We start from the raw sequence: 12,626 nt of genomic DNA on the forward strand, positions 1-12,626 counted from the left end.
ATGACTTTTCAAGCTGATCTCTTCAAGGGCAAGACCGTCGTCGTGACCGGCGGCACGCAGGGCATCGGCGCGGGCATCGCGCAGCAATTCGCGGCGCTCGGCGCGCGCGTGATCGCCGCCGGCCTAGCGCCGACCGACGCGCCCGGCATCGAAGTCGTCGAACTCGATGTCGCCGATGCCGCCAGCGTCGCCGCGCTCTTTGCGCGTCTCGATTCGCTCGACGTGCTCGTCAACTGCGCGGGCATGATCCGGCGCGGCGACGAGCACGACATCGAAACATTCGAGCGCGTGATCGCGGTGAATCTCAACGGCACGATGCGCATGTGCGCCGCCGCGCGTCCACTGCTCGCGCGCAGCAAGGGTTCGATCATCAACACGGCGTCGATGCTGACGTTCTTCGGCGGCGGACTCGTGCCCGCGTACAGCGCGAGCAAGGGCGGCGTCGCGCAACTGACGAAATCGCTGGCGATCGCCTATGCCGCCGAGGGCATCCGCGTGAATGCCGTTGCGCCCGGCTGGATTGCGACGCCGCTCACGCAAGCGCTGCAGAACGACGACGGCCGCTCGCAAGCGATCCTCGACCGCACGCCGATGAAGCGCTGGGGCTTGCCGGAAGACGTCGCGCGCGTGACGGCGTTTCTCGCGTCACCGGCGGCGTCGTTCATGACGGGCGCGATCGTACCCGTCGATGGCGGCTATCTCGTGGCATGATTCCCGCATCATGCCCTCAGACACCGCTTCCCTCGACGCCGCCAAGGCCACCGGCACCGCCGCCTTCTCGAAGTTCATGGCGGTGCTGCAACTCATTGCCGATGCCGGCGAACCGCCGACCATCGCGCGTCTCACCACGGCGAGCGGTTATCCGCGTCCGACGGTCTATCGCATCGTCGGCGCGCTAATCGCGGAAGGCCTGGTCGTCGAAAGCGTGCGCGGCGGATGTTACGCGCCCGGCCCGCGGCTGATGTCGCTCGCGAGCCGCAGTTGGGAGCGCTCCGATTTGCGCATCGCGGCCACCGACGCGTTGCAGGCGCTGCGCGACGCGACGCAGGAGACGGTGCATCTGGCAGTGCGCAGCGGCTCGGAGATGGTGTACATCGAGAAGCTCGAAAGCCCGCATGCGGTTCGCATGGCGTCGCGCATCGGCACGCGCGTGACGCTGTATTCGAGTTCCGTCGGCAAGGCGTATCTGTCGACGCAATCGCCCGCCGAACGCGATGCATTGCTGCATGGCCTGAAGTTCGAACGCTTCACACCGAACACGATCACCGATCGCGCCGCGCTCGACGCCGAACTCGATGCAACTCACGCGCGCGGCTATTCGGAAGACCGCGAGGAAAACGAGGCGCAGATTTTCTGCTACGGCAGCGCGATCGTCGGCGCGAATGGCGTGACGCTCGGCTGCGTGAGCATCAGCATTCCGCTGTTCAGAAAGAGCGCGACGCCGCTCGAAACCTACGTCGAGCCGCTGAAGGACGCGTCGCGCGCGATCGCGGAGCGTATGTCGCCGGGTACGCGTTGACGCGCTAATGCCCGCGCCTTGGCTCGGAACCAGCGCCCCTCAGTCCCGCCGAAACGCGCCCGCCGCATCCGCCCGCTGTGCGATGAGCCGCGGCAGACGCGGCAGTGTGTGCGGCCAGTGCGTCGCTTCGTGCGCAAAGCGCGCCGCCATGCTTCTGAAGCCGATCTGATCCGCCGCGAGCCGCACGATGACCCTGCGCGCGATCTTCCATACGTCGACGTCCGGCGCGATGTCCTCCGCAAGGCGCTCGATGCGTTCCGCCGAACGCGCGAGCAGCACCGCGCGCGACGCGATGCGCCCGTGCGACGCGCTGAACATATGTTCGGCGGGCGCCTTGCCGATCGCGCCGAACAGATGCGCGACACCGACCTTGCTGCGTGCGTGCGGCGAAGCAAAGCGCTCGGCTTCGCGCCGATACGTCGCTTCGACGCGCACTTCGTGATGCGTCGCATGCGTCTCGGGCCGGCCGTGCTCGAGATGTGCGCGCGCGGCCGCCTTGTGATCGCCCTCCATCAGCGCATGCGATACGCCGACGATGAAGTCGCGCTCGTGCGCCGCGAAGAACATCATCGGATTGTCGGCTTCCAGCACGATTTGCCCGCGCGTCTCGCCTTCGATGCCCACGCGCGCGCCCGCCGCGTCCAGTCCCGCGTGATACAGCCCGACGCCCAGCGCCATTTCGAAGAACGCTTCGATGAGCGTCGCGAGGACATCGGCCTGATCGAGCCCGCATGACGCGAGCGCTTGCGCATCCGACAGTGCGGCCGTTTCGATCGCGCGTGTCGTCAGCACCGAGTCGTTGCAATAGTCCCAGAGCACTTCTGGCACGGCGAGACGCGCGTCGTCGCGCAGGCGAAAGCGCAAGTAGCTCTGATCGGCGGCGCGCTGGCGCAAGTCGATCATCGCATCGACGCTCTCGCGTGAACGGCGCACCCATTCCACCGGATGCATCTCGCGCGCCTTCGCCGAACGGCGTTCCGCGAAACGCGCAGCCGCGAGCGCGAGGTCGAGATCGTCAGCGAGTTCGGCATGCGCGTCGGCGCGCAATAGCGTGACGCGCACCGCCATATCGCGGAGGCGCGCACGATGCGTCTGCTCCGCGATGCCCGAGCGCAACGGCACCGCGCTCAGCTCGGTGAGCTCGAAGGAAAGCGCGGGCGGGAATGCGGCTCTGCAAGCGTCGCGAAAGCGCGTTGCGTCGTACGGCGTGAAGAGCCCGTCGAGTTCGGACAGCGCGACGCGCACCGCCGTTTCGGCAAGCGCCGGATGACTCGCGAGCGCGCCGGACGCGTTCTCCAGCACGCGCGAAAGTTGCGAGAGCGCGGGCACGCCGGCTGCCAGCGGCGCGGCGCGCGCGCCATGCGTGGCGAAGAAGCGCGCGACGCGCGTCATCGCTGCGCCGTCGCCGGTCAGATGGCTTTCGCGGACGAACGCCCGGCCAAGACGCCAGAGCGTCGCGAGTCGTCGGACTGACAAATTCGGGCTCGCTGAAAGTGAGTTGAAACCGCTGAAAGGCTGCGATGCCGCCGTGTGTGGCATCCGGATTGCTGACTGTGTAACACGATTCGTTCCTGCATGCACGCGGACGAAACGAAGCCCTCCTCATTTACTTCGCGATCCTTTTTAAATGACGACTTCTTCCTTACGCGAAGCGCTGACGAACGAATCCGGCGTGCGAAGCTTCATCGTCGCGCACGACGATGCGATCGCGTTCGAAGATTATCGTGAGGACGTGACGCCGGAATCGCTCGAAAACATCAACTCGGTCACGAAGACCATCGTCGCGCTTGCCGTCGGCGCGGCGCTTCGCGAAGGCGCGCTTCCGCCGCTCGATACCCCCGCCGCGCGCCTTGTGCCGCCCATGTGCGACACGGCGCTCGATCATCGCGTGCAGCGCATCACGCTCAGGCATCTGCTCATGATGACATCGGGATTCGAATGGGACCAGCGCACCATCGACGACTGCGTGCTCGGCAGTTGCGAGCGCTTCTCGGACGATGAAAGCCGGCTGCGCTTCATTCTCTCGCGGCCCTTCGCGAGCGAGCCGGGCACGCGCTTTCAATACGATTCGCACGCGGTCCAGTTGCTGTCGCTGGCGCTCGAATCCGCGACGGGGCGCACGCTCGCCGATTACGCGCGCGACACGCTGTTCGCGCCGCTCGGCATCGAAGCGAGCGAATGGATCAGCGACGAGGACGGTCACACGTTCGGCGGGCGCGGTCTCCTGCTGCGCGCACGCGACATGATTTCGCTCGGCCTTCTGATGATGCATCGCGGCGCATGGCGTGGCGCGCGCATCGTCGAGGAAGCGTTCATCGACGATGCCATGTCGGTGCAAAGCGACGGCGGCCCGCCGATGGACGCGCAATACGGCTATCTCAGCTGGATCGATCCGCGTTATGTCTTCGCGGCGGGACACGGCGGCCAGTTCATCTTCATCGCGCAACGAGAGCGGATCGTCGCGGCCACGACGTGCGACAGCGGCGATGCACATCGCAACATGCGCGACCTGTTCGAGCGCCATGTGCTCGACATGGCGTGAAAGAGACGGCGCGACTGTATCTTTTTGTCGACGCACATTTCGGATTAATCTCAATACGGTATCTTATAAATGCGTCGCCTGGACGCATTCACATCAAGATCGAGAAAACTTCGAGCGCCGTGCACGAAGACTCATAACGATAAAAAGAGAGGCGCCATGCAACACCATTCCGAACCGCCGATGGCGAAAGCGATGTACATCCTTGGGCAGATCGGCGCGATCATCTGTCACGAACGCGGGCCGCGCCCGCAGACCGCGGTGCTGACGAAAATGGCATCGCGCCCCGCCGAGGGTTTCTCGATAGCTGTTGCGAGCATGAACGAAATGTGCCCGCCGCGGCGCGGAGAGCGCCGCGCGCTGCTGCAGTGGAAGCACAAGGAGATCGGGCGCCTGCGCCGCATGCTGCCGGATCCGCTGCCGACGGCTGCATCCGCGCATACGCAGATGCCGTTCTGGGCCGGCTATTGTCAGTACTGGGAAGACATGTTGAAAGCGGACGCAGAGCGCGATGTCGAACCATTCGCGCCGAAGCTCGAACTCGTTCAGCGCAAGCGCACCGATGCATGATCGCCCTCGCCTTGACGCGCCGAGAAATAATCGCGCAGCACCGCGATCATGCCGTCGAGTTCCGTCGGCTTGACAAAGTAGCCGTTGAAGCCGGTGCGCTGCGCGCGCGACAGATCCTGCGGATCCGTGCAACTCGTATGCGCGAGCAGCAACATCGACAGATCGATGGCGCGGATCGCTTCGGCCGCTTCCCAGCCATCGCCGAGCGGCATCATCAGATCGAGCAGTACGACGCCCGGCCGCCACTTGCGCGCGAGCGACACGGCGTCGAGGCCCGTGTGCACCGCGCGCACGGTGAAGTCGGCGTCTTCGAGCGCGAGACAGATCGCGCGCGTCGCGTCCATGTCGTCATCGGCGATGAGCACGCGCGGCTCGTCGCAGCACGTCGCGCGCGGCGGAATCTGCCACAGCGCTCGCGTGGAAACACGTTCGTGTCGTTGCATCGTTCGGGCCTCGGAATGAACGGAGATGAGAGCAACGATCATTCCCTCGCGGGCCCGCAAAAGCGTGGCGTCAGGCGGCATGCGGCGCGCCGACGTTACACTTCGGGATTACCCGGTGGCTGTCGCGGCGCGTCGATGCACGCGCGCCGTGCAGGATTTGCATCGTCGTCGCATGAGCGTCGACGATGGTGCATTCATCTCCAAACGAGAGGCTAATCGATGTTCGTCGTGTATTGGCTTGGCGACAACCCTGACGCCGAAGGCGCGGCACGCTACAAGCGCTTCGATGCGAACGCGCTCGCCGATGCGCTGCGCTTCGCCGAAGACCTGCGCCGCCGTCAAGCCGCTGGCGAGAACATCGGCTTCGTCACGCTATGCAGTGAAAACCCGCATTCGGTCGGCAAGCCCGGCGTCGCCGATCCGCCCGCCGACTACGACTGGAAAAAGCGCAGACGTTAGTTTTGCGCGGTCGCGGATGCGTCGTCCTGCCATCCGCCGCCGAGCGACTTGTACACGGCGATGAGATCGGTCGTCACGTTGACGGTCGATTGCGCGAGCTGCTCGCGCGTCTGCGCAAGCTGACGTTCGGCATCGAGCACGGTCACGAAAGGCGTGAGTCCTTTGCGATAACTGTCCGTCGCGAGTTGCAGGCTGACGCGATTCGCCTCGACCGTGCGCGTGAGCGCCGCGCGCCGGTCCTGTTCGGTCCGATACGAAACCAGCGCGTTATCCACTTCCTGCAACGCGTTGAGCACCGTCTGCCGATACTGCAACGCCGCTTGCCCCGCCTGCGCCTTCGCCACGCGCACGTTCGCGCGCAACGCGCCGCCTTCGAAAATCGGCAGCGAAATGCTCGGCCCGACCGACCAGAACAGGCTCGACCAATGCGCGAGATAGCGCGCCTTCGTTGCACGCGTGCCGACCTGCCCAGTTAGTGAGATATCCGGATACATCTGCGCCACCGCGACGCCGACTTCAGCGGTCGCGGAATGCAGTTGCGCCTCCGCGCGGCGAATGTCTGGACGACGGCGCGCGAGCGTCGACGGCAAGCCGATCGGCACGACCGGCGGCACCGGCGGCAACGCGCGCGCATCGGACAGTTCCGCGTCGAGCGTGCCCGGCGCGTTGCCGGTCAGCACGGCGAGACCGTTCATCGCCTGCGCGATTTGCGCATCGAGCGTCGGCAGTTGCGCCTGCAACGATCCGACTTGCGCGCTCGCGCTCTGCACGTCCTGCTGGCTCGTCAGGCCGACGCGTGCCTGTTCGCGCGTGAGATCGAGAATCTGCTCTTCGGCGTCGATCTCGGCGAGTGTGATCTGCTTGATCGCCTGCGCGCCGCGCAATTGCGCATACGTGCGTGCGACTTCCGATTCGAGCGAAACGAGCGCGTCGTTGCGACTTTCGATTTCAGCCTGCGTCTGCGCATTCGCCGATTCCACCGAACGCCGCACGCGGCCAAAAAGATCGAGTTCCCACGATGCGTCGAAGCCGTCCTGAAACAGCGTGACCGGACCGGTCGCGGAATCGAGTCCCTGACGGATCTGCGCGCCGTTCGCGCCGAGACCGTCGAGCTTGTCGTACACGCCTTGCGATTCGAGCAGGCCTTTCAAGCCGAGTTGCTGACGCTTCACGCTCGCATTCGCGCTCAACTGCGGCAAGCCCTGCGCCGCCGCCGACACGCTCTCTTCCCGCGCCGCCGCGATGCGCAGCACCGCGCTCTGCAAATCGAAATTGCCCGCGATGGCGCGTTCGATCAGCGCATCGAGCGTCGCATCGTTGAACTGCTTCCACCAGCGCGGATCGGGATCGGCGGAAATCTGCGCCGTCGATGGCGCGTCGGCATGGGGCACGCGCGGATCGTCCGGCGCGTTCTGCGCGCGCTGCGTGTCGCGCCAGTTATCGGGAACATCGGCTTTCGGCGGCGTGAAATCCGGGCCGACCGCGCACGCGCTCAATGCGAGCGCGAACATCGGAATGAACGGAATGATTGGACGCAGCTTCATCTCAATGCCCTCCCGCCTGGCCCGAAGCCTTCACGGGCGAAAAGAAAAACGTGAGCGGTATGAACATGAACGCGAAGATCGCGCATGCGGCGAACACGTCGAGATACGCGAGGATGGTCGCCTGCGAGACGAGCGTCTTGTACATCTGCCCGGTCGCGGCGGACATCGCTTGCGACATCGTCTGGCCGCTGTCCATCAGCGTGCGCGCGATGCGTTGCACCGACTCGTTGTACGGCTGATTGAGCGGCGTCAGATGCTCGACCATATGCGCCATGTTCGCCTGCGTGCGCTCGCGGATCATCGCGGTCGCAAGCGAGATGCCGATCGATCCCGCGACGTTGCGAAACATCGTGAAGAGCGCGGAGGCATCGTTGTTGAGCGACTTCGGCAGTGACAGATACGCGAGCGTCGTGACCGGCACGAACAGAAAGCCGATGCCGATGGATTGCGCGCTGCGCATCTTCGTCAGCGTCACGTAATCGACGTTCGGCACGAGATGATGCGAATACAAGAGCGCGCATCCCATCAGAAAGAAGCCGAACGCGACGAGAAAGCGCGTCTGGATCACGTTCATCAGCTTGCTGACGACGGGAATCAGGAACACGATGCAGATCGCGCCCGGCGAGAGCACGAGGCCCGCGAGCGTCGCCGTGTAGCCGAGCTGCTGTTGCGCGAGCTGCGGTATCAGCACGGCGCTGCCGTACAGCACCGATGCGAATCCGACGATAGCCGCCGAACCGAGCGCGAAGTTGCGATCTTTCATCACGCGAAGATCGACGACGGGCCGCTTCGCGTACAGCAGCCAGAATGTCGCGCCGACGATGCCTACCGCCGCGAGCACCGCGAACGTCAAGATGAAGTTCGACGCGAACCAGTCGTCGTCCTCGCCGCGATCGAGAAATACTTGCAGACAGCCGAGCCCGAGCGCGATGAGACTGATGCCGACCACATCGATGCCGATCTTCTTCGGGTCTTGCCGTTTTTCCCACGGCGGATCTTCGACGAACTGCATCACCGCGATGGTCGTCAGCACGCCCACCGGCACGTTGATGAGAAAGACCCAGCGCCAGGTGAAGTTATCGGTGATCCAGCCGCCGAGCGTCGGTCCGAGCACCGGCGCGACGACGATCGCGACCGCCGAGATCGAGAACGCGCGGCCGCGCTGCTCGGGCGGAAAGGTATCGAGAATGATCGATTGCTGGCTCGGTTGCAGGCCGCCGCCGAAGAAGCCCTGCAGAATCCGGAAGACGATCAGTTCACCGAGATTCGACGCGATGCCGCACATGAACGAGCAGACCGTGAACGCCCCGATGCAGATGAGAAAGTAGCGCTTGCGCCCGAGTATCTTCGAGAAGTACGCCGAAAGCGGCAGCACGATGCCGTTCGCGACGAGATAGGACGTGAGTGTCCACGTCGCTTCGTCGTAGCTCGCGGACATCGTGCCGGAAATGTGCGGCAGCGCGACGTTCACGATGGTCGTGTCGAGCACTTCCATGAACGCCGCGAGCGTGACGACCACGGCGATGAGCCACGGATTCTCGCTCGGCTTCCAGCCGCTGTGGTCGTGTTCCGCGGTGCTGTCGCTCATGATGTCAATGGCGCAGCATGACGGTCGGCACGACCGAAAGCCCGAGCGGCAGCGATGTGCCCGGCTTCAATCCGTCGTCGATGACGATCTTCACCGGCACGCGCTGCACGATCTTCACGAAGTTGCCCGTCGCGTTTTCGGCGGGGAACGCGGAGAAGCGCGAGCCGCTGCCGAGCTGCACGCTGTCGACGTGGCCGTGCAGCTTCATGTCGGGATACGCATCGACGTCGATATCGACCTTGTCGCCCGGCTGCATCCGATCCAGTTGCGACTCCTTGAAGTTCGCGCTGATCCAGACGCGCGTCGTGACGAGCGAAAGTATCGACGTGCCCGCCTGCAGGAACGTGCCGTATTGCACGTTGCGCTTCGTGATCCAGCCATCGGCGGGCGCGCGCAGTTCCGTGTACGAGAGATTCAGTTGCGCCGATTCGACTTGCGCCTGCGCCTGCCGCACTTGCTGACGCCGCTCCTCGACGGTCGCCACGACTTGCGCGATCTGCTGCGGCACGAGGCTCGCGGTGCGGACCTGCGCACGCGCCTGCGCGACGTTCGCCTGCGCGCTCTTTTGCTGCGCGTCCGCGGTGTCGATGTTTTGTTGCGACGTCGCGCGGATATCGACGGAATGCTGCCGCTCGTACGCCGCGCTCGCCTGCGCGAGATTGGCGCGCGCGTTGAGCTCCTGCGCCTGGGCCTCTGCGAGCTGCGCTGGATACTGCACGCGCGCCACTTCGAGCTGCGTTTGCGCCGCGTGCAGTTGCGCCTGCGCGAGACCGAGCTGCGCGTTGGCCTGATCGAGTTGCGCCTGATAATCGCGCGGATCGATCCTGATGAGCAGATCGCCTTTGTGCACGAAGCGGTTGTCGTCGATGTTCATCGTCACGACATAGCCCGATACCTTCGGCGCGATCGTGACGGCATCGCCGTCGGTGTAGGCGTCGTCGGTGCTGACCTGATTGCGCGTCAGGAACCACCAGACGAACGCGCCGATCGCCAGCACCACGACGACGACGCCCAGAATGATCAGCGGCTTTTTGCCGGGCTTCTTGCGCGCTTTGTCTTTCGCTTTGTCGCCGTCGTCTTTCGCGTCCTTGCGCTCATTCTCGCGCGCTTCGTCTTGAGTATCGGAGTCGTCTCGGTCTGACATCGCCGCTCGCTATCGGGTAATCGGGTGAGACCCGGACGAACGCCGGGCGAAGTTGCGCGAATGCCGGAGCGCTCGGACGCTCGATGGAGGCATTCGGAAGGCACACGATCAGCAAACGGTATTCCCTTACGGTTTCGATACGCGAAGGCGCAGCGGCGCGGGCGCAATGGCCAGCGATCCAGTCGCTTTGTAAAAGATGCAATTGCGCGCTCATTTCCCGCTAACTTTGCGAGCCGATCATCCGCTCTGAACCAAACAGACGGAGACTCATCATGTACAAGCACATTCTCGTCGCGGTCGGCACGAGCCTCAGCGAAAGCGCCCTGACCACCGCCATCACGCGCGCCCGCGACTGCAACGCGCGGCTGACCGCGCTGCACATCGTCGATCAGGCGCCGTGGTGGGCCATCGTCACCGCCGACAGCAATCCGGGCGAAACGCTCGATGTCATCGAGGATCACGCGCGTGCCGTCACGCGCTATGCGGCGCGATTGATCGATAGCGCGGGCATCGACGGCATTGCGCGCAGCGTCACGCAGCCGCTCGACGGCACGAGCGTCGGCGAACTGATCGCGCGCGAGGCGAAAGCGGCGGGCGCGGATCTGATCGTGCTCGGCGGCGAGGCGGAAACCGGCTGGCGGCACGGCGAAGCGCGTCTGCGCGATGTAGTGTGCTCGCACGCAACATGCGACGTGCTGATCGCGGCGCACGCGAGCGCACCGCTTTCCGCAGGAACCGATCACGCGCGCGTCGCCGCTTCGTCGGCCTGCGCTGGCACGCGCGTATCACATCGTCAGAGCGCGCCGCGCAAGTGAGCTGCAAGCTGCACGATACCGATCGAAATCTGCTTCTCACGTTTCGGATCGAGCCGGCCGACCGGCACGCTCGTCGATACCGCGACGCGCTTGCCCGCCGGCGTCATCCCGACGTAAGCCGCGAAACACGCGAGGCCTTCCGCGACTTCCTCGCGCTCGACCGCGAGACCGCTCGCGCGAATCGACGCGAGTTCGCGCAGTAGCGCCGCGCGCCGCGTGATGGTGCGCGGCGTCACCGCTTCGAGACGGTCGGGCAGGCGCTCGATCACGGCTTCATCGGTCATTCCGGAAAGCAGCGCCTTGCCGAGCGCGCAGCAATGCGCGGGCAGACGCGAGCCGAGATCCGACACGAGCCGCACCGGACGATGCGCGTCCTCGCGCGCGATGTAGACAACCTGCACGCCGTCGAGCACGGCGAGCTGCACGACCTCGTTGTGCTTGTTGATGAACGCGCCGGCGCCTTCGCGAAACGCGGCTTGCAGCTTGTCGTGCCGCACATAGGCGTTGCCGAGCTCGAAGAGACCGACGCCGATCATGTAGCCGTCGTCGCGCTTTTCGATCCATTGCATGCGCGCGAGCGTTTCCAGCATCAGATAAAGCGTGCTGCGCGAGAGGCCGGTTTGTTCCGCGAGCGCGGCCGCACGCACCGGTTTCGCGGCGGCGGCGAGCGCTTCGAGAATGTCGCTGGCGCGGCGCAGCGCGGGAACGTCGTAAGTTTTTTCCATGACCGCATTATTCCAACGGGTTGGACATTTAATCAACCCAATGGACACTCTTCGACACGCGGGCTACGATCGGCATTCCTTTCCCGCCTGTCATCGCATTCATGCAAACCGTCAACGTCTCCTCCTGTCTGCCCGAAGATTTCGCCGACGCCGTGCTGATCGGCCGTGTCTGGCGCCCTGCGCCCGTGAACGGTCCCGCCGTCGTCGCGGTGCGCAAGGGCGAAGTGTTCGACATCACGCGCGCCGCGCCGACCACCGCCGACCTCTTCGATCACGCCGATGCGCTCGACATCGCCCGCAACGCCGAAGGCGAGCATCTCGGCAACGTTCAGGATCTGCTGCAAGCGACGCTCGATGCATCGGCCGGCGGCCTGCGCCTGCTCGCACCCTGCGACGTGCAGGCGGTGAAGGCGTGCGGCGTCACGTTCGCGGTGAGTTTGCTGGAGCGCGTCATCGAAGAGCAGGCGGGCGGCGACGCAAGCCGCGCGCAGGAAGTGCGCGACACGATCAACAAGCTGATCGGCGCGGATCTGTCGAAGATCGAGCCCGGCTCGGACGCCGCGATGAAGCTGAAGGCCGAACTGGAGCGTCGCGGCGCGTGGTCGCAATACATGGAAGTGGGAATCGGGCCGGACGCGGAAGTGTTTTCGAAGTCGCAGCCGATGTCCTCGGTCGGGTTCGGCGCGGATGTCGGCCTGTATCCGACGTCGAAATGGAACAACCCGGAGCCGGAGATCGTGCTGGCGGTGAATGCGCGTGGCGAGATCGTCGGCGCGACGCTCGGCAACGACGTGAATCTGCGCGATATCGAAGGCCGCAGCGCACTGTTGCTGGGCAAGGCGAAGGACAACAACGCGTCGTGCGCGATCGGCCCGTTCGTGCGTCTTTTCGACGAGCGCTTCACGCTGGATTCGGTGCGCGCGACGAGCGTGTCGCTGCGCATCGAAGGCGCGGACGATGGCTTCGTGCTCGAAGGCGTGAGCCACATGAGCGAGATCAGCCGCGATCCGGCGGATCTCGTCACGCAGACGCACGGCGCGCATCATCAGTATCCGGATGGATTCATGCTGTTCCTCGGCACGATGTTCTCGCCGATCAAGGACCGCGACACCGAAGGCGGCGGCTTCACGCATCATCTCGGCGATGTCGTGACGATCTCGACGCCCAGTCTCGGCGCGCTCGTCAATACGGTGAAGCTGTCGACGGAAATCGAGCCGTGGACGTTCGGGGTGCGGGCGCTGTATCGGAGTCTTGCGGCGCGGGGGCTGGTTTAACGCGCT

Annotated in this window: 13 protein-coding genes; 7 read left to right on the forward strand and 6 right to left on the reverse strand. The window is 65.0% G+C overall.

Annotation, left to right across the window (positions count from 1 at the left end; all coding sequences use genetic code 11):
* Together QCE58_RS22515 and QCE58_RS22520 are read left to right on the forward strand one after the other, a co-directional pair.
* Positions 1 to 711, forward strand: a complete 711-nt coding sequence (locus QCE58_RS22515; protein ID WP_250522092.1) for an SDR family NAD(P)-dependent oxidoreductase — start codon at positions 1 to 3, stop codon at positions 709 to 711.
* A gap of 10 nt (positions 712 to 721) precedes the next feature.
* A complete protein-coding gene (locus tag QCE58_RS22520) occupies positions 722 to 1,519 on the forward strand; it encodes an IclR family transcriptional regulator (RefSeq protein ID WP_175982662.1) in 798 nt (265 codons plus the stop codon).
* Positions 1,520 to 1,558: 39 nt separating this feature from the next.
* On the opposite strand, the gene QCE58_RS22525 is transcribed toward QCE58_RS22520, so the two are convergent.
* Positions 1,559 to 2,995 carry an AarF/UbiB family protein gene (locus QCE58_RS22525; protein ID WP_250458182.1) on the reverse strand — a complete coding sequence of 479 codons (1,437 nt, stop codon included), beginning with the start codon at positions 2,993 to 2,995 and terminating at the stop codon, positions 1,559 to 1,561.
* Positions 2,996 to 3,146: 151 nt separating this feature from the next.
* Here QCE58_RS22525 and QCE58_RS22530 point away from each other — a divergent pair, with 151 nt between their 5' ends.
* Together QCE58_RS22530 and QCE58_RS22535 are read left to right on the forward strand one after the other, a co-directional pair.
* On the forward strand, positions 3,147 to 4,061 hold the full coding sequence (locus tag QCE58_RS22530; protein ID WP_250522093.1) for a serine hydrolase: 915 nt from the start codon (positions 3,147 to 3,149) through the stop codon (positions 4,059 to 4,061).
* Positions 4,062 to 4,217: 156 nt separating this feature from the next.
* Entirely contained in the window at positions 4,218 to 4,628 is a 411-nt protein-coding gene (locus QCE58_RS22535; protein ID WP_008349118.1) for a hypothetical protein, read from the forward strand.
* Here the strand turns inward: QCE58_RS22535 and QCE58_RS22540 are convergent.
* Positions 4,604 to 5,071, reverse strand: coding sequence for a response regulator (locus QCE58_RS22540; protein ID WP_175982666.1), 468 nt, complete (start codon positions 5,069 to 5,071; stop codon positions 4,604 to 4,606). The two genes, QCE58_RS22535 and QCE58_RS22540, sit on opposite strands and share 25 nt — an antisense overlap.
* 219 nt (positions 5,072 to 5,290) lie before the next feature.
* Here QCE58_RS22540 and QCE58_RS22545 point away from each other — a divergent pair, with 219 nt between their 5' ends.
* Positions 5,291 to 5,530 carry a hypothetical protein gene (locus QCE58_RS22545; RefSeq protein WP_175982667.1) on the forward strand — a complete coding sequence of 80 codons (240 nt, stop codon included), beginning with the start codon at positions 5,291 to 5,293 and terminating at the stop codon, positions 5,528 to 5,530.
* Here the strand turns inward: QCE58_RS22545 and QCE58_RS22550 are convergent.
* The 3 genes from QCE58_RS22550 to QCE58_RS22560 are packed head-to-tail and all read right to left on the reverse strand — an operon-like array spanning position 5,527 to position 9,806.
* Positions 5,527 to 7,074: an efflux transporter outer membrane subunit gene (locus QCE58_RS22550; RefSeq protein WP_250522094.1), complete on the reverse strand. Its 1,548-nt coding sequence runs from the start codon at positions 7,072 to 7,074 to the stop codon at positions 5,527 to 5,529. The genes QCE58_RS22545 and QCE58_RS22550 overlap by 4 nt on opposite strands.
* A gap of 1 nt (position 7,075) precedes the next feature.
* The gene (locus QCE58_RS22555; RefSeq protein WP_250522095.1) at positions 7,076 to 8,662 is read right to left on the reverse strand and encodes a DHA2 family efflux MFS transporter permease subunit; all 1,587 of its coding nucleotides are present in this window, start codon (positions 8,660 to 8,662) and stop codon (positions 7,076 to 7,078) included.
* Between the two features lie 4 nt (positions 8,663 to 8,666).
* Positions 8,667 to 9,806 carry an HlyD family secretion protein gene (locus QCE58_RS22560; protein ID WP_008349127.1) on the reverse strand — a complete coding sequence of 380 codons (1,140 nt, stop codon included), beginning with the start codon at positions 9,804 to 9,806 and terminating at the stop codon, positions 8,667 to 8,669.
* A gap of 272 nt (positions 9,807 to 10,078) precedes the next feature.
* Here QCE58_RS22560 and QCE58_RS22565 point away from each other — a divergent pair, with 272 nt between their 5' ends.
* Positions 10,079 to 10,621, forward strand: coding sequence for a universal stress protein (locus QCE58_RS22565; RefSeq protein ID WP_250522096.1), 543 nt, complete (start codon positions 10,079 to 10,081; stop codon positions 10,619 to 10,621).
* On the opposite strand, the gene QCE58_RS22570 is transcribed toward QCE58_RS22565, so the two are convergent.
* The gene (locus tag QCE58_RS22570) at positions 10,600 to 11,346 is read right to left on the reverse strand and encodes an IclR family transcriptional regulator (RefSeq protein WP_008349131.1); all 747 of its coding nucleotides are present in this window, start codon (positions 11,344 to 11,346) and stop codon (positions 10,600 to 10,602) included. The genes QCE58_RS22565 and QCE58_RS22570 overlap by 22 nt on opposite strands.
* Positions 11,347 to 11,447: 101 nt before the next feature.
* On the opposite strand from QCE58_RS22570, the gene QCE58_RS22575 reads away from it, so the two are divergent.
* Positions 11,448 to 12,620 carry a fumarylacetoacetate hydrolase family protein gene (locus QCE58_RS22575; protein WP_008349133.1) on the forward strand — a complete coding sequence of 391 codons (1,173 nt, stop codon included), beginning with the start codon at positions 11,448 to 11,450 and terminating at the stop codon, positions 12,618 to 12,620.
* Positions 12,621 to 12,626: the final 6 nt, after the last annotated feature.

This window comes from Caballeronia sp. LZ028, from assembly GCF_031451415.1.
Lineage (GTDB): Bacteria > Pseudomonadota > Gammaproteobacteria > Burkholderiales > Burkholderiaceae > Caballeronia > Caballeronia zhejiangensis.